The organism is Bradyrhizobium sp. CCBAU 45389, assembly GCF_028128625.1.
In the GTDB taxonomy this organism is placed as follows: domain Bacteria; phylum Pseudomonadota; class Alphaproteobacteria; order Rhizobiales; family Xanthobacteraceae; genus Bradyrhizobium; species Bradyrhizobium liaoningense_B.
The window spans coordinates 103,696-119,992 of the sequence record NZ_LBIY01000089.1; the positions used below are offsets into that span (position 1 = coordinate 103,696).

Below are 16,297 nucleotides of genomic sequence, written 5' to 3' on the forward strand. Positions count from 1 at the left end.
TTTGCCCGGACGCCGCGCGCAAAAGTCGTGACGGTCGTCGATGTTCGCCAGGCTCCGCCTCGAGCAACGAGCTGCGGAAGCGGCTTTGTGTGCAGACAAGACTTATTTGATCGCGGCAACAGGAACAATTTGAGATCCGATTGGCCTGCTCCTCCGGCTCAGCCTGGCCAGTTCTGATCCGAATTTCTGTAATGGCATTGCAAGGTGGTTGGTTTGATAGAGCGCGAAGGAGGTCAAGATGTCGATGGCAGCACTATCTGCGGCACTTCTCGGAGCGCAATTGTTCGTAATCCCCGTCTCCGATCGCGTCCCCGAATTGAAGGTAGAGGCGACGTGCAAGGCGACCACAGCTGTTGACAAGGCAATGGGGCTTGCCCTTCCTCAGAGCTTTGCGGACTGCATGCGCGACGAGTCCGCCGCGCGGCAACAGCTCTCCGCGGTTTGGGGCGACGCTTCCGGTCCTGCCCGCGACAGCTGCGAAGGGGAAGCCACAGCCGCAGGAAGCCAGAGTTATGTCGATCTTCTCACCTGTATCCAGATGGCAGGGTGGGCGAAGTCACCCTCAACCGCGACGCGGTTGAGGGGAGCAAGCAGGACTCGAAATTCACAGTGATCCGCCACGCGCTTCGAGAGTGCGTCTCACTCTGCTTGGCAGCCTATCGATTGTGGCTTCGGCGGGCCCGTCGGCTAAGCGGGGTGCGAAGGCAGCGAGGTCATCGCTTCCAGTTGCGCTGTCCGCGTTGCTAACACAGCGAGCAAGCTCTTGTGCAGCCGATCCTCGGGTTCGAAATTTTGCGCGAGCCTTCGGACGGTCTCGGCAAATCGCATGCGATGTGTCGCTGCCCTGTCGACGTCTCCGCACCTCGCAAAGATCTCGGCGGCCGTGCGGTACACCCGCCAGGAAGCAATCGGGAAGTCGGCACCGTCGACGATCTCCAGCGCGCGGGACAGGTGCAACTGAGCCTCCGCTGAATCGCCGAGGGCAAGCGCAGTACGTGCGAGCAGTGCGTGGGCCTGGGCCAGGTGATTGAGATCTGGCGCCGTAGCCACATAGTCGTGGAGCTGGCGTGCACAGCTCTGAGCCTGCGTAAAGTCGTCAATCTGCAAGTAATATTCGCCGAGGCAATGATACACCTGCGTCGCGGCGGTAAATTCGATGTCGATGCCTTCTTCATGCCGGCGGCGCTCAATATCGTCAAATTGCCTGCGAGCTCCCGCCGGATCGTTCAGGCCGACATAGGCTTTCGCAAGGACCGCCCGCTTGTGGAAGTATGTCGACTGATCTCCGACCAGCAGACTATCGTCGACGTTCTCGCAGAGCTCCCGGGCTCCATCAAAGTCCATCGCTTCGACGTGCAACCACGCAAGCGTCAACCGGCACAGGGCGCTGCTGGGGCCGTTCGCGTTTCTGACGGCCAGTTCGAGGCCGGCCGTGATCTCACGTCGTAATTCGCGCCATTCGCCCAGATGAATGAGCGCGATTGATTCGAGCACGTTGAACAGAACGAACGTGTAGACGTCGCCGGCCAAACGCGCCAACCGCTTTCCTTCCGTGCCGGCGCGGCGGCACTCCTGGTACCGCGACCTCCAGCAATCTACGATGCCGGATATTCCGTTGCGCCTGATCAAGATGCCATAATTCGTGGCATTCGCGCTCAGCTCGATCGCCCTGTCGCAGAGCGTGGCATACTGTATGCGCCAGCCGTTGAGGAACAGGTTGACGCTCGCGCTGCTGCCCTGGACCAGGGCCTTGAATGTGTCGTCCGCAAGCGCCTGGCTTCGCGACAGTACATCGTCAGCAGCCTCGAGGCAGGCGTGGCGATCCACGCGCAAGCAGAGGCTGCTCACGGCCGTGAGGCCGTTGAGCTGCTGCTTGATCTCGCCCGCTTGTTCGGCGCAGGCAATCATGTCGCGCAGATCACGAATGGAGCCTGCGAGGTCGCCGCACGAGCGAAGCGCCCAGCTTCGCTCTCGCAGAAGAGCGATGCGGGTTGAGAGTTTGTCGGCGGCATCGAAACGATCAAGTATGCCAAGCGCGCGGGTGAGGTAGCTGGCGGCCTCCGCATGGCCGAGGCGTTTGGTCGAGCTGTTTGCCGCTTCCCGCAGGTAGCGCAACGCGCTCGGAAAGTCGCGACCCTGCTCAAAGTGAAGTGCGAGCGCGGGCGCTATTTCATGGGTGCGGCCGGCATAGGCTTCCTCCAGCCTCTTGCCCAGGCGCTTGTGCGTTTGTGCGCGGTGGCCGGGCGGCAGAGTCTGGTAAATGATATTCTGATAGAGAATGTGACGGAAGGCGTAAGAGCCCGAATATGTTCCATCGGGCCACTCGGAGACCCCCGAACGAACGAGGATTTGATCCTTCCGGATCGACGCTTCGATGTCCCTTTCGACGTCGATCGCATCGTCGGATAGGCCGGCCGCAACGAGGGCCGCAGAAAAGTCCTCGCCGGCAACGCTGGCGACATCGAGCAGATGCCGCTCGCTATCGGTGAGGCGATCGAGCTCGTGGCCGATCATGTTCAGGAGGCTGTCTGGAATGCGATCTTGCGTAAATGCCGGCTGCGAGGACAGGCGCCATCTGCCGTCCATTTCGACGATCGACCCCTGGTCGATCAAGTGTTTGAGCAGCGAGGCAACGAACAAGGGATTCCCCAGCGTTCGTTCGAATACGGGCTTTGACAGGCTGGAGGCAAGTCCCTCGTCGTCGAAGCGCAAGGCCAGGTAACGCTCGACCTCCGCAGGCGACAATCGATTGAGGCGCAATTCGCTGCAGTATCCATGAATCTCGAGATCCCGGTGCAGGCGAGGGATGGGATGCCCGCCGACGGAACCGTCGGCCGGACGATAGGAGCAGAGGACCAGCACGCGCGCCTTGCCGTTCCCGCGCGCGAGGCGAGACAGCACGTCGAGTGTCGCGAAGTCGCTCCAGTGCAGATCTTCGAGAACAAGGACCCAGGGGCGGCCGGTGCTCAGCGCTTCCAGAAGATCGCAGAATTCGCGCAGCATCCGCTCGCGCGTTGCGCCGAACACTTCATCCTGGAAAGCCGCGCGCTCCGATGCGTCGATGACGCCTGGTAATTGCAGTATCCAGGTGGGTGCGTGCGCGCGAATGGCCGAAATCAATTCCGGACCGTTTGCGCGACAACGGCTCACTAGTGCATCGATCAGTGGCAGAAAGACTTCGTCCGTTCCGAATCGTTCGGTGCAGCGCCCATAGAGCTGATCGAAGCCCTGTTCCGTCAGCTGTTCGACCGCCCTGGCGATGAAGGCCGTCTTGCCGATCCCGGCTTCCCCGGTGACAAAGGCCATCTGCCGTTTGCCGGACAATACCTGCTGCGTCATCTGGTCGATCGTCGCGAAGGGGGCTGTCCGGCCGACCACCAGGGTGGAGACTTCAGTCGTCAGAGGTGCGACCGCGTTCTCGACCTCCCTTTGTGCTTCCCGCACCGTGCCGATGAAGCGGACGCCTTTGCGCGGTAAGGTCTTGATCAGCCGTTGCGCGCCGCCGGAATCGCCTATTCCCGTACGGGCTGCGTTGATGCGGGTGGTGAGCGCCGACTCCGAGATGATGCGCCCGCCCCAAATCGCGCTGATCAGATCGTCCTTGGTCACCACCCGGGCGCGGTGGCGGATCAGATATTCGAGGAGGTCGAAAACCTGAGGCTGCAACGGAATCGTACGTCCGTCACGGCGCAATTCCCGCTGGTCGGTGTCGAGGACGAAATCGTCAAATAGATACAGCAAAACAATGCCTTCGGGGGAGCGCGCGAGACGGATATTCAACCGGGACACCGGCCCGAAATCAAGCACAGCGTTCAAAATGAAGGAAACGATAAGGACAAATTAAGCCCGCATTAAAGCGCGGCGCGGCGTCCCGTTCGATACTTCCGGCCGTATCCAGTCACTCACACAAGGTGTTCGTGTCATGCGCTTGGAAGACAAGGCGCGGCGTCGCACTCGCGTGTTCTATGGGTTGTTGTTTCACAAGATGTTTCAGTCGATCGCTGCATCCACCGCGCCATTATTCAACCGCAGAGTGTCAGCCAGAGGCGATGCGTCATTTTTAGCGCATTCGTTTGTCGCCTCCACGAGGTCTTCTCGAAAAGAAGGCTGGTCTGGGCGCCTCCTTCAGGCGCTCCACCATTCGCGACGGCTACAGGCAGAGCGCACTCTTCGACAGTATTGTCAGCTGGTCCAGTTTGCCTCTCCGCCAGATGTTGGAGGACACGACAATGTCGCTCAGTGAACAGTCGTCCGAGCGCAAACTTCGGATTCCGGCACCGAGCGAGACTACGCTGCTGGCAACGATCGCCATCTGCTTTCTCGTTCTGCACATCCTTGCAGCCGCGATGTTGACTTCGACCCGCCAGAACGATGCCGTGGCAGCGCCCGAGCCGCCCGGACTGTCGTCCGGGGACTAATCGCCAAGTCGTCATTCTAAGTCATCATTCCAAGTCGCCATTCCAAGTCGCCATTCCAGGATGCGACCGACCAAAAAAGGATTAGCTCATGGGCGACGTTGCGTCGTTCTGCCTGCTCAGTGTCGCTGTGTTTTGCGGGGCTTTCGTCTCGGGCCTCGCGGGCTTTGCCTTTTCGGCGGTAGCCGGCGCGATTCTCCTTCACGTTCTCCCACCAGTGGAGGCGGTCCCGCTGATGATGGCCTGCAGCATCACCGTGCAAGCCGCGGGTCTTTGGGCCCTGAGAAAAAGCATCCCCTGGAAACAGAGCTCGGGACTGGTCGTCGGCGGATTGCTTGGCGTTCCGATCGCCGTGTGGCTGCTGCAAGCTGCGGACGCGCGGATCTTCAGAGAGAGCTTTGGTCTCGCCGTCGCCTGCTACGCGGCCTATACGCTGTTCAGGCCGGTGCTTTCTCATCGCTTGCAGATGAATGCGGCACGTAATGCATTGATCGGCTTCGGCGGAGGCTTTGTCGGCGGGTTGACGGCGATGCCGGGTGCAATACCGACCATATGGTGTGACATCCACGGCGTGCCAAAAACCGAGCAGCGCGGAATGGTTCAACCCTTCATCGCCGCCATGCAGATATTCGCACTTGGTCTCATGCTGGTCCGAGGAGATCTGTCGACAAAGGTCCTGGTTGACTTCGCAGTCAGCATTCCGGCACTCCTCGCAGGAACGGCGCTCGGCATTTTTGTTTTTCGGTGCGTCGATGATGCGTTGTTCCGGCGAATTATTCTCAGCATCCTGCTGGTTTCGGGACTGTTTCTGGTGTTGTAGAGCGTCTGTTCGTATTTCGCGATGCGCAGGCCCCGCGCTTCTCGCCGCAGGACGGCCAGCGTCTGGGCTTCGTGATGCGCGGGTTGAGATGGTTTCCCGTCAGCAACTGCTCAGCCACGGCCTGCTCATCGCCAATGCACCCCTGACACCTGCTGAACGCATGGTGTTGCTCGCACTGCTCGACGGGCGCGCGAAAAAGCAGATCGCGCAGAGGATTGACCAAAGTCCGAACACCACGCACTTCCACGTCAAGTCGATCTACGCCAAGTTCGGCGTGCGCAATCGCCCGGCGCTCACCGCGCTGCGGCTTGGCAAGCTGCGATAACGAACTTACACAGTTGATTTGCTGGTGGGCCCGGCAGATCACAAATTTGGCTGCACTTACAATCGTTTGGCGGTTAGGTGGTAAGCAATAAGCTCCATTGAAGCCATTGCGCTTTTTAAAGTGCGATTACCACCGGATAAGGCGTAGCAGACATCACGGCTGAACTGTCTGGGGGTGCAATCTCAATAGCTTTTCGAACAAGGAATGTTGGTCCACGAGCACACCGGCAAACAGAACGGTGGCAATGAACCAAACGAAAAACAAGAGCACGATTGATTTATAAAAGAACTCAATCTTCGCATCGGAGTGCAATCTTCTGTTTTTAACCCATCGTTCGTCCGACACGACCAAGTCAGCGACCTTCCGGGCCAGCCAGTTCTTCAGCTCTACGGGGCTCTGTTCGCTTATCTTAGCACCCAAGCCCAATTCTGGAATCTCGTCAGCGTACTTCTGTTCGATAGAGCCGCCGTGCAAAATAGAGCCCATAAGAAGGCGGTGATACCAATGTCGATCAACGAAATAGAATAGATACGTGGCCAATATTCCCAGCCACGGCATGACATTCGCATACAGAATAGTGATGCGCCCTATCGAAACAGACAGCTTTTTCTCGATCAGGAAGCCCTGAGCTGCTGCTATCGCGACGACTATCGTGATGAATAAGCCGCGAACCTTCATTTCGATCTCGTTGAAGTGCTGCTGCACTCCAACGACGGCTTTCCAAACCTCGATGATGTTTTTACGCTCGTCGTTGTCCATTCCAATCCCCGTAACGAAAATGGTCGAGCATTTGTCCAAAATCGGTATCAAGAACTGTGCTCGGTTGCACCTCCCGTTCACCGATCTTTTTTTCTCTTTCTACGTCGGCATCGCTCCAGTGCGTAACTTGACGCAAGAGATCGTAGGCCTCTGTGTGTTGCGCCCTGCCGTACTTGGCGTAGACATCTGAGATGCCGACGTCTTGTGCCATGGCCACGTCCTTAGTCGGGCTGTCTCCTACGTACACACATTCAGACTTGTCTACCTTCAACGTTTCGACAATCTGGCTCAACACGCGGCCGTCTGGTTTGAATGATTTCTTCGGTGTGTGCCTTGCTTGGGTGTAACGAAATTCATAGTGGGCCGCAGGGTACTTTCGCAGTTCCTCTCGCGAGATCGACTCCGGGATATCGTGATCCGCTGGTGAGAACATGAAATCGAAAACGCCATCGAGCCCGAGACGCCGCACCCTGTAGTTCGAATAGAAGCCCATCGATTCGGTATAGCCAACGATTGCTGTACCCGAGCCTTTGATCTTGAGCAGCGTCTCGGCGACTTTCGGATACAGCACCAGCTTCTGCCGTCTCTGACGGCGATACGCTTCGATAGCGGCCTCGAATACCTCAGCCGCATTCCTGCCGGACAACTTGGCGGAAAGCGATGGAAGTTCTTCCAGAAGAAACGAGTACTCGGATGTGCCGTGCCGCTGGTGAACCTTCCGAATTTCCGGTTTCAGGTCATCGAGACTGACGCCGCTAATTTCGACGACCTTCGCCATCATCGCGGTAAAACACGCGTGCCATAGGTCAACCCAGTCGAATAGCGTGTTATCGAGGTCGGTAATAACGACACGTTTGATGTCTTCATTCACAGGACTGTTCCGTTTTCCAATCCATGGCCCCCTAGGAGATCGTCTCCAAGGGCGGGCGCGATTCGACTTTTATATTTATCAGAAAGACGTGGAGTCGGCGCTGTAACCCACCTACGCTGCGTCAACGTCAACCCGTGAGGTGCGGAGCGCCTTTCCTATGGCGCGGCGAATATTCTGCATCGCGTCGCCAAAGTTGTCTGCCGCCATGCTGAGACTTTCCGGAGATGAAGCAGCCTCAAGTGCTTTCTGGTCCCATTCCTTGTTGAGCTGCTTCGACAATGCATAAACCACGGTGCGCCCGATACGCAGAATCATTGAGTCTTGTGCATGCTGTTGGACCAGTGAGCGCATGAGTTCAGGGTCGTTCGCACCTGCGTATTCGGCTTCCAACTGAGCACCCATTTCGCTTATGGCTGGGTATTTCATATTCACGAACAACTGCCCTGCTTCCATGACATACCGTGCCGCGCGCCCCTTGAGACCCTTTTCCTCGATCTCTTCATCCGTCTGCAGCGGGATGATTTCCGGGGCACGTTCCAGATTCTTAAACATCTCGGCCCGTTTTGCCCCGGTGGGTATGACCGAGAGATCGGTGGGCTTGGACCGTAGCCCGGACTCTGCGCCACCGCCTCCGCTTCCAACCCCCGGCGCACGCTCGCTCGCTGGACCAGCGCCCGGTGTCACTCGCGTTTCGCCTTGTGCCGTTACTTTGGGACTAACGCGACGGACGCGCAGTTGATTCAGCAGCCGCTGCAGTTCGTCCCGTATCTCGTCGCTGGTTCGGCTATCCGGTGCAAATGAATGGATCAGCTCGATGAGCCATTTGGGCCTGTTCTCCCGCACCAACTCTTCAAAATCCTTGGCCTGAAGTCGAAGCTGCTCTCCGCCTGTGTATTGCAGGAATTGGCGATATGCTTCCGGCACGACCGGGTAGTTATCAGGCAGCTCAATGTGAATCGAGATGTGCTTCGCCCCGAAGGGAACGCCGAACACTGGCGCTTCAAACGTCCACTGCCGTCCCTTAGAAAGGTCGTACAGTTCATTCTTGTAAACGACGGCGCAGGTACTGACCGCCGATGCGATTGCACCGCTGATCGACTTGTTGTGGCCGGTGCCGTTGTATTGCGCGTCATAGAGGTAGTGAATCTTGATGCCGCTGGGGAGTGGCACTGTTTCATATCGTTCGAAGTGTCTTAGCCGCGCCGGAATCGGCTCAAACTGGCGGTTGCCGTCCAACTTATTCGTACCCTTTAAGAGGGTGACCTTGACCCCCTCCGGCAGCCCGTAAAAGCGATGATAGAGGTACGTGGCCAACCACTGCGCGTCCTGTTCCGGATCGCCGTTATAGGGGTCTCGCACTGTGTCTTGCTCGGGCCCGTTGCCGAACAGCACGACTTCGGTCCAATCCTCGCTGAGCGTGCGACCGTCCTGTTCCGCAATGTCGGTGACGTCTACAACCTCGACGTATGTATCTGTCTCGGGGTCGTGGCGGCGCAAGCGACCATAAACACCCTCGCGCTTGCAGAGAATCACTTCGTGCACGCGACCATCCTTACAGGAGCGGTAACGCATCCCACGCTGATTGGAAGGTAGCGACGCTACCTTTGCGCCCATGCCGAAATTTCCAGTCAGACTTTTCTCTTTGCCAAGGGACGACGCGATGTTGCAAATCTTGAGCAGCTCGTGGTCGTCCATTCCACGGCCCGTATTCCAGATCGCGAGCTTTTCAACGCCGTCCATTGCCATGGCGCTGATCTCTACCAACCGCTGTCCCTCCGCCGCATGCTGCGCAGCTTCGAGCGCGTTCATCATCAATTCGCGAATCATCATCGATTTGGGACAGCGCTCGATCAGGCTGGCGATCAGAAAATCTTCATCAGCAACTTGAAGTGCGGCAACGGCGCTCGTGGTCATGTCATCTCCTCAGAGCTTGAAGCCGCCGCCGGTCTTACCGCGCGGGGATTCAAATCGGGCTTCGACGCTTGCGATGGCCTCCTTTAATGCGCGAATGACCTTGCGCACCTCAGCGTCCTCAAAGTCGTAGATTTGTCGGTTCGACAAGTTTCCGATCCGCAGGATGGCTTCGATGGCCTTATTTGTTCGTGCCTCAGCCAAGTCCCGAAATTTTGCGCGCTTACTGGACGAAGCGCCGCGCTCCACAGCCGCATCCATGGAAAATCCTCCGAATATTTGTAGAAATACCGAGCCATAGAATTGGACAAAGTTGGTGCCAAGTCAACGCTAGGCCCGATTATTTCACAAATATTCGTCGCATATGTGGGTAAATCGCAGTCGATCTTTATTAAGGTCTGGGAATAATATTACGTAATTTCAGTAGGTTAATAGGTATTGTCTCTAGGCCAAATGCCGTGCCGCCCATGGCAACCCATCGGCGCTGCGTGCCGCGTACAGCCACGGAAGTTCGTCCGGGAAGACGTCGGCCTCCGCCTTTCCCGACCGCCAGAACGCCATCAGCACGTCGCGGTTGGCTTCCCAGTCGGCGCGCATCCCGTCGCTGATGAAGTCCGTCAGGTCCGTGCCGACGCCGTCGCCGTAGCCGGTGTAGCCTTGCACTGGGTACTGGATGCGACCCGTCAGCAGTTCGTGTCTGCGGTAGGGACCTAGTGAACTGCGCGAGGCGCGCTTACGGCGGATGATGGTGCTCATTCTTCACCTCGATAGGCTCCTGCCGGGCGCCCAATCTCGTGACGAGAAGGCTCGATGTCCAAACCAAGCCGATGCAACGACCTCACGATGAAAGACTGTGCGGCGAGTTCATGCCGCAGCAGCGGGTGATCCTTGAGGCCCGCCTTGGTGCGGATGACTGGACCGTCGCGCGCAATCGTCGCGGCGCATTCGGCGACCCGGTCCGTGGCGGCGCAAATCTGGGCCAACATCGCCAGTCCACCCGCGTCATCGACTACGTAGTCTGAGTGGATGGCGTGCCAGAGCTTCGTGCCCGCTTCGCCGAGGGAGGCGGGCGGTGCCAGCGGGTTCGGCTTCGATGCTGCGTCGATCACCGTGAGCGTGGGAGGTTTTCTGGCCAATAGATTTCCCCTCGCGAATGTTCTCACCCAGATAGGTGACAGAGCAGCCGCCGCCGCGCTCGGAGCTGCGGCCGCTGACGATTCCGGACTGTCCCGCCTGACCCCCTTTTGTGCCGCTAGACGGGCAGCCAGCCCGCGCATCGTTTAACGACAGACCGCGGAGCCGAACAGCAGCGCCAACATGCGCTCGCGCTCGCGCTCGTCCAGCGCGGCAAACAACACGGCCAGCTCTTCGGCGTCGGCCTTCAACTCCGCGACCGTTGCGGCCCTCAGGATGCTCAGCGCGACCGCGCTGGGTTTATCGTCCCGGTCATGCACGTCGGCGCTCCAAAAGCTGCGGCACCTCAACTACCTCGCTGCGCCCTTGACCATCATGCGCCTTGGCGACGGCCAGACCGCTGCGCAACAGTCCAATCTCCTCGGTCATCCTCGCAACCTCGTCGCGCCACAGCTTTCGCTCCTGTGCGATCACCGCGCCGTGGACTTCGCGCCAGACCTCGTCGTGCTCGGCCAGCGCGGCGGCTATCTCCCGCCGCACCTCCTCGATAGTCGGCGGTGCAGGCTTCGGCGGCATGCCTTTGGCCCAGTCAGACGAATAGCCATCGTCTCGATGCGAACGATACTCGACTTTGACGTGAGCGGTGCGCGCGAGCGTCGCGCGGGCTTCGTCGAAGATTGCTCGTGCGCGTTCATCCATGTTGGTCACCACTGCGCGTTTTCCAGCCAAGCGACGCTACCGGGCGCGACGCTCCACGTCATCCGAGCGATGCAGCGCAAGGCGAAGCTGTCGGTTTGAAACATCGAAATCGCTGGAGCTGCGACCGTTGCCGGTGTGCCGGGTGTCGAGATCATCTCGGGTGGATCGGCCATGTGCAGCACCGCGCTTCGGCTGGTATCGACGGTCGGCTCGCCATCGCCAGAGACGACGAAGCCGTCAGCCGCGATGGCAATGACAGTGCCGGGCGCGAGCGTGTGGGCCTCGATCACCCTGCGTTTGAAATTTGGCCACGGCATTTTCTCCAGCGCCGATGCCTGCTTCGAAGCGACGATGAAAGCGACGGAGCTGGTGTCGATGCCAGCGGCAGAGATCGCCGCGACCAAGGCGTCGAGATCATCGGACGCTGACGCACCGGCCGCAATCGGCGGAATCCCGTTCAGCAAACCGGCGGGCGCGGCGGGGGTTTCTGGATCGCTGGAGAGCAAAACCTTGAGGCCGCCGTTGCCGACCGCGATCTTCAATAGGCGCGAGATCACGACGCTGGCGTTGGGCGCGGACAGGTTTTCCAGTTCGTTCGTCAGCGGCGCGATCAACGCGACCTTCTTGACCGGCCCGATCAACTGGCCTTCGAATACGCCTTGCGCGGTCGGGATCGGAAAGCCCTCTTCGACAAATACCGCCTCGGAGAAACTCGTCGGCGATGCTATTGAAAACTGTGCAATGCCGCTGAGATCGATCTTGTCGCCAAGTCCCATGATTTCCGCGAATGCGGAGTCGGGTGCCAACGTCATGATCTTCGTGACGGTGTTGCCGCCGGGAAAGTCAGCGACCTTCATCGGCGAGACCGGCCCGCGCAATTCGAGCCTGATCTCGTCGGCGGAAGTTTTCCGCATGCGGCTCAACACGGCGACGGTGGCATCGTTGACGAATGAGCGACGCCAATCTGCGGCGAGATCGGCTCGGCTCGGTGGTATGAACGGTTTGCTGCGGATGTCGGTCATGGGCGTGAGCTTACACCCGGTCCGGAACGGTCGGACGTCAGCGATGACGTTTCCGCGTTTACGCCTATCAGCCTCGCCCGCGCTCGCGCTGATACTTCAGCGCCCACTGAGCGACGATGGTTTCGAGATCGGCACGAACCCTTTTCTTGTTGCGCGCGGCTTTCTCGGCTTCGTCCGGCGTCATGCCCGCATCGATGTTGCGCAGCCGCAGCCCTTCATGCACGACTTCGCCCGCCTTGATCAGGTAGAGCTTGATGTGCTTCAGCTCGCGAGCGCGCTGCCGGATTTTCGCCAGCCGGTTTCTCTCGCGCTTGGCGTTGCGCTGGCGGCGGCGGGATGGCGCGCGGGTGAGCATCAGGCGGCTCGTAGGCCTTCTTGGTAAAGCCACGCCTCGATGTGCTCACAATGGTTGCGAATGAGCCATTGGCTGAACTCTCCGGGGATGTCGAAGCTGTGAAGTGCATCGATCATGGCAGCGCTGAAGGCGTGGTAGGCAGTCGCCTCGCGAGGTGAGCCCCGTCGAACCCGTCTGAGCTTGCCTGTGCTCGTCGTGTACATTCCCACGACCCAGTCCAGTTCGCCCAACTTCCGCAGCAGCGAGACCCCCTCATCGTTCGAAAGGCACACGGTTGGCACGTAGTCCATGGTCAGTTCTCGCTTGCGTGTTGCCGGGCGTCCGGCCCGGCACGTTCATGCATCAGACACTCACCCTCGTACGTCACGGCTTGTCACGACTAACCGATTGCGATGAGCACGCTGCCGACAAGTATCGCCGCAGAACCGGGCGTCGGACCGTCGCGGCCGATAAGGCTTACCGCAATGAGCGCAGAGGCCGACACGCGACGAGAGGGAAGCTGAATCGCGGGCGTGAAGAATTGGACCGGCCGAATGGTGAGCGTCGAAGCGATACCAAGCGAAGTTCTCCATGCTGCTCATCTTCGTCCCTTCGAACCAGCGCACACGGCCGACCGAAACGACATCGGTGCAGGAAGGCAGGAAGGGCGCAGCTTGCCGGTTATGCATCCAGTCGGCTGGCAACAGCAGCCACGTCATCCGCGTAATACGCCGGAAGTGTTCGATCAGCCTGTGCATCAGCTCACGGGAGTAGGGCGTATTGGTGATGATCGCATCGGCGCCGTTGCAGTCCGCGACCGTAAGCGCAAGCGCGTCCAGCCCGCTCGCAATGTCGCCCGCATAGACGCAGCGGAGGCCGAAGGACTCCAGATGTCGCACCAGTTTTCCGTCGCCGCAGCAGGGCTCGGCGAACGTGCGGACGCCACGCAGATGAGGAATTAGTGGCGACACCGCCGCTAATGGCGTCGGGTAGAAGTCACGCTCGCGGCGCTCAAACTTTCTTGGTGATCGCTTGCTCATCTTGAGCCCGCTCTCTCTCCTATCCTCCGGAAACCCGTCGCAGCCGTCCCAGCCGTCCCATCGGTTTCCTCGACCCGCCGTGACTCTCCGTCTGCTTGGGACGACCCGCCATCGCTGGGGACAGCGGCATCCGTCGGAGCCGTCTCAAAATATCGTTGAAATGCCTCGGTTGTTACGACTGGGACGGCTGCGACGGCTTCTGCGGGCATGGGAGAGAGGTAGCGTCGCCAAACGTCGGCAAGATCGGCAAGGTGGTACCCTTTGCACTGGTTGCTTTCATAGGGTCGGAGGTTCTTCGGCCCAGCGTCGTAGTCGCGCAGGCTTACCGATAGCTGATAGGCATCGAGAGGCTTACCCTTATCTCCCCACGGGGCGTCTTCCAGCGCGTGCAGAACCTCCAGTATTCGCTTGGTGGAGAGCCCTTCGGGGCTCGCTTGGCTGGCCGCCAACAAGTTGGTTACAAAGACGGTTCGTAGGTCCGAGAGTAGGCGAAGGTTCAGGCTCGGTGGAGCGGCGCGATTTGCGGCGACCAGTGCGACGGCTGCTTCGCGCGCCAGCTTTGACCAGACACCTCCGGCAAGGTCGCCGACCGCAAGTAGTGCCTCCCAACAGTCGGCGTTGCGATCTTGAACAGTGGCAGGCATCACAGGTCGCGCTTCCTCGGCTTGATCGACAATCGTGCAAGCCCATGCAGCCAACCGTCGGTGAAGGTTCTCGCCTGCTGTTGCGTGGACGCGGCGACGAAACGGCTCAATTACTTCCTCTGGTGCCCGCCGCCGCATCCGGATCATGATGGAGCGGCTCGTGATTGTGTCCGGAAGCCAACCCAGACCGGCCAGCGCCACGGCGGCGTATGACGCTATCTCTTCGGTCGTCACGGATTTGCCGTGCACCACGCACCGGCCGAAGGTTGCGCCACGTCGGTGTCCGGAGTTTAGAAATGCTCGGACGTCCTCGTTCTCCTTCGCCCGTGGGCCGAACACCGTATCAATCTCGTCAAACAAGACCACTGGTGGACCATCGTCGCCACCGCATTTGCGAAACAGGTACGCTGGAGACGCATTCATGGTGGCGATCGGATTCGGCACCAGCAATTCCGTCACCTCCAGCGCCCTCGTCTTACCGCTGCCCGGCTCTGGCGACAGGAACGCCAGACGCGGAGTCGATTCCCAAGCTGACATAAGGTGGGTGTGGGCGATCCAGAGCGCGTGGGCGACGCTGGCGTGCCCGGAGGGGTAGCTGACGAAGCGACGTAGAAATCGTAGGACGTCGTCGAGGATCAGCGCGCCCTGTTTACGGTGCGCTTGATCATGTCGCGCACGCACGGCATCAGGGCCTTGAGCCGTCAGCGTCGCATTGATGTCGGGCGCCTTGGTCATGTCCCCTCCATCACGATTTCTATGCGACGGCCCCGAAGCGCGGCAGCGAGCGCTTGGGCGTTGTCCCGCCCAGCCTTATCCGGGTCCACGAAGATGGTGAGCGTTTCGACGAAGTTCGGGACGGCGGCAGCGAGTCCAGGTAGCCGGGCCGCCGAACCGGCGGCCCAGCTACCGAGCCCAGTGGTCTGATACGCGGTGAGCGCGTCTTCAATGCCCTCGGTGATCGCGAGGCCTAAAAGGTCGTTCGCAGAGCCGATGACGATGGGAAGGTTGGAACGGCCGACAATGATCTTGGTGGACTTGTTCTCCGGCATCATTTTAGCCTTGCCGGTGCCGTCCGGCCGCAACAAGGTCAGGTGTACCGCTTCAACGTCGCGCGGATTCCGAAGTATTCCCGGCTCCATCTCCTCGGGCAGCGCGAAGGCTGCGATCATCGCCGGATGATGCTCGGGCCTTCGTGGCGGCAAGAACCCCAGCGTCGGCGGCAGCGGGCAGACAATGCCGCGCACGCGCAAATACCTTTCCGCGATGGAACCGGCGATCGGCAGCCGCAACGACCATAGCCAACGCGCCTTGCTGCGCTGGCCGCGTTCGTAGGTGCTCGATCCCTTCGCAGGCCTCGGCGATTTATCGACAGGCTCTGCTGTGTGGCCTGAACGAGACCGAATCTCGGAGAGAATGTCGAGCGCATCGCAGCCCGCAAAACAGTAAACGAGGAGGCCATTGTCTCCGTCGCGAAGGGAGAGGGATGGATTCCAATCGTCATGAATAGGACAACGGACGAGAAAATTTCCGCGCTGCGACTTGACGGGATGTCCTGCGAGAAGGGCGGCGACGCTGGCGGCGCTTGGCATTTGTCGCTTGGTCCGCTTTTGCATGGCGGAAGCCTTTCTCAGGATCAAGAGAAAATATTGGTACCACCCTCGCGGCATCGTTGACAACTGTTTCTCGTGATCGTAAGAAAAGAAATGGCCGGTCGGGGTTGATGAGGAAGATGGCAAAACCAGCAAAGCGCATCGGGCGCCCCACCAAGAGGGCAGTAGGCCAAGAGCGGGTCGCGCTCGGTTTGAAGGTGACCGCAAAGACGAAGCGGATCATCGACCAGTTGGCGATAGCATCCGGCCGCACTCAATCTCAGGAAGCCGAATTCCAGATTGAGCGCGCGCTTCAGTTTGACCGCACGCTGGAGTCGATGGCTACGACGCTCGTGGACATGGAAAGGCAAAGCGTGGACGCGGTGCTGTTTCGGCTCGGATATACGCCGATCCGACATATGCACGAGGGAAAGGCTTGGAAATTATGGGCCGAGCCGGGATTCCCCGGCGTTCAAGGATCAGCGTTCGTGTCGTGACCATCACTCAACTAAAGCGCTGGGTTTGAAAGACGAGGCGCAAACTCAAGATGAGCAAGACGGCGGCCAGATTCACACTTGCTGACATCAGCCGCGCCGCCAAGGCCGCGAAAGCCGAGGGTGCTGTAGCGGTGGAAGTCTTGCCCAACGGCACCATCCGAATCTTGATTGCGGAGACGGCTTGCGACGGGAAGCCCGAACCCGAAGAACTTAAACACCGTGATTTCAAACTGTGAG

At 59.6% G+C, this 16,297-nt stretch carries 20 protein-coding genes; 5 read left to right on the forward strand and 15 right to left on the reverse strand.

Going from position 1 to position 16,297, the window contains the following annotated elements; genetic code table 11:
* Positions 1-687: 687 nt before the first annotated feature.
* Positions 688-3,780: an ATP-binding protein gene (locus XH79_RS19410; protein WP_271582655.1), complete on the reverse strand. Its 3,093-nt coding sequence runs from the start codon at positions 3,778-3,780 to the stop codon at positions 688-690.
* Between the two features lie 449 nt (positions 3,781-4,229).
* On the opposite strand from XH79_RS19410, the gene XH79_RS19415 reads away from it, so the two are divergent.
* The 3 genes from XH79_RS19415 (at position 4,230) to XH79_RS19425 (ending at position 5,560) form a co-directional block, all read left to right on the forward strand.
* The gene (locus XH79_RS19415; RefSeq protein WP_271582656.1) at positions 4,230-4,418 is read left to right on the forward strand and encodes a hypothetical protein; all 189 of its coding nucleotides are present in this window, start codon (positions 4,230-4,232) and stop codon (positions 4,416-4,418) included.
* 88 nt (positions 4,419-4,506) lie between these two features.
* Positions 4,507-5,235 (forward strand): sulfite exporter TauE/SafE family protein, encoded by a 729-nt coding sequence (locus XH79_RS19420; RefSeq protein ID WP_271582657.1) that lies wholly within the window; start codon positions 4,507-4,509, stop codon positions 5,233-5,235.
* 88 nt (positions 5,236-5,323) lie between these two features.
* Positions 5,324-5,560 (forward strand): helix-turn-helix domain-containing protein, encoded by a 237-nt coding sequence (locus tag XH79_RS19425; RefSeq protein ID WP_271582658.1) that lies wholly within the window; start codon positions 5,324-5,326, stop codon positions 5,558-5,560.
* 153 nt (positions 5,561-5,713) lie between these two features.
* Here XH79_RS19425 and XH79_RS19430 read toward each other — a convergent pair whose 3' ends face one another.
* The 14 genes from XH79_RS19430 to XH79_RS19495 all read right to left on the reverse strand — a co-directional run bounded on the left by XH79_RS19430 (position 5,714) and on the right by XH79_RS19495 (position 15,587).
* Positions 5,714-6,319, reverse strand: a complete 606-nt coding sequence (locus XH79_RS19430; RefSeq protein WP_271582659.1) for a hypothetical protein — start codon at positions 6,317-6,319, stop codon at positions 5,714-5,716.
* On the reverse strand, positions 6,300-7,190 hold the full coding sequence (locus XH79_RS19435) for an HAD family hydrolase (RefSeq protein ID WP_271582660.1): 891 nt from the start codon (positions 7,188-7,190) through the stop codon (positions 6,300-6,302). The genes XH79_RS19430 and XH79_RS19435 overlap by 20 nt, the downstream gene beginning before the upstream one ends.
* A 111-nt stretch (positions 7,191-7,301) precedes the next feature.
* Positions 7,302-9,104, reverse strand: a complete 1,803-nt coding sequence (locus tag XH79_RS19440; RefSeq protein WP_271582661.1) for an ATP-binding protein — start codon at positions 9,102-9,104, stop codon at positions 7,302-7,304.
* Between the two features lie 9 nt (positions 9,105-9,113).
* Positions 9,114-9,362 (reverse strand): hypothetical protein, encoded by a 249-nt coding sequence (locus XH79_RS19445; protein WP_271582662.1) that lies wholly within the window; start codon positions 9,360-9,362, stop codon positions 9,114-9,116.
* A gap of 183 nt (positions 9,363-9,545) precedes the next feature.
* Positions 9,546-9,857: a hypothetical protein gene (locus tag XH79_RS19450; protein ID WP_271582663.1), complete on the reverse strand. Its 312-nt coding sequence runs from the start codon at positions 9,855-9,857 to the stop codon at positions 9,546-9,548.
* On the reverse strand, positions 9,854-10,237 hold the full coding sequence (locus tag XH79_RS19455; protein WP_271582664.1) for a P27 family phage terminase small subunit: 384 nt from the start codon (positions 10,235-10,237) through the stop codon (positions 9,854-9,856). The genes XH79_RS19450 and XH79_RS19455 overlap by 4 nt, the downstream gene beginning before the upstream one ends.
* A 144-nt stretch (positions 10,238-10,381) precedes the next feature.
* Positions 10,382-10,555 (reverse strand): hypothetical protein, encoded by a 174-nt coding sequence (locus XH79_RS19460; protein WP_271582665.1) that lies wholly within the window; start codon positions 10,553-10,555, stop codon positions 10,382-10,384.
* Positions 10,548-10,946 carry a hypothetical protein gene (locus XH79_RS19465; protein WP_271582666.1) on the reverse strand — a complete coding sequence of 133 codons (399 nt, stop codon included), beginning with the start codon at positions 10,944-10,946 and terminating at the stop codon, positions 10,548-10,550. The genes XH79_RS19460 and XH79_RS19465 overlap by 8 nt, the downstream gene beginning before the upstream one ends.
* Positions 10,940-11,956: a hypothetical protein gene (locus tag XH79_RS19470; protein WP_271582667.1), complete on the reverse strand. Its 1,017-nt coding sequence runs from the start codon at positions 11,954-11,956 to the stop codon at positions 10,940-10,942. The genes XH79_RS19465 and XH79_RS19470 overlap by 7 nt, the downstream gene beginning before the upstream one ends.
* A 67-nt stretch (positions 11,957-12,023) precedes the next feature.
* The gene (locus XH79_RS19475) at positions 12,024-12,311 is read right to left on the reverse strand and encodes a hypothetical protein (RefSeq protein ID WP_271582668.1); all 288 of its coding nucleotides are present in this window, start codon (positions 12,309-12,311) and stop codon (positions 12,024-12,026) included.
* Complete coding sequence (locus tag XH79_RS19480) at positions 12,311-12,601, reverse strand: hypothetical protein (RefSeq protein ID WP_271582669.1); 291 nt, start codon at positions 12,599-12,601, stop codon at positions 12,311-12,313. The genes XH79_RS19475 and XH79_RS19480 overlap by 1 nt, the downstream gene beginning before the upstream one ends.
* A 60-nt stretch (positions 12,602-12,661) precedes the next feature.
* Positions 12,662-13,330, reverse strand: coding sequence for a hypothetical protein (locus XH79_RS19485; protein WP_271582670.1), 669 nt, complete (start codon positions 13,328-13,330; stop codon positions 12,662-12,664).
* On the reverse strand, positions 13,327-14,709 hold the full coding sequence (locus XH79_RS19490) for a DUF3631 domain-containing protein (RefSeq protein WP_271582671.1): 1,383 nt from the start codon (positions 14,707-14,709) through the stop codon (positions 13,327-13,329). Before XH79_RS19490 ends, XH79_RS19485 begins: the two co-directional genes overlap by 4 nt.
* Positions 14,706-15,587: a toprim domain-containing protein gene (locus tag XH79_RS19495; protein WP_271582672.1), complete on the reverse strand. Its 882-nt coding sequence runs from the start codon at positions 15,585-15,587 to the stop codon at positions 14,706-14,708. The genes XH79_RS19490 and XH79_RS19495 overlap by 4 nt, the downstream gene beginning before the upstream one ends.
* Before the next feature lie 116 nt (positions 15,588-15,703).
* Between XH79_RS19495 and XH79_RS19500 the strand changes: the two genes are divergently transcribed.
* Together XH79_RS19500 and XH79_RS19505 are read left to right on the forward strand one after the other, a co-directional pair.
* Positions 15,704-16,060, forward strand: a complete 357-nt coding sequence (locus XH79_RS19500; RefSeq protein WP_271582673.1) for a hypothetical protein — start codon at positions 15,704-15,706, stop codon at positions 16,058-16,060.
* Between the two features lie 50 nt (positions 16,061-16,110).
* The gene (locus tag XH79_RS19505; RefSeq protein ID WP_271582674.1) at positions 16,111-16,296 is read left to right on the forward strand and encodes a hypothetical protein; all 186 of its coding nucleotides are present in this window, start codon (positions 16,111-16,113) and stop codon (positions 16,294-16,296) included.
* Position 16,297: the final 1 nt, after the last annotated feature.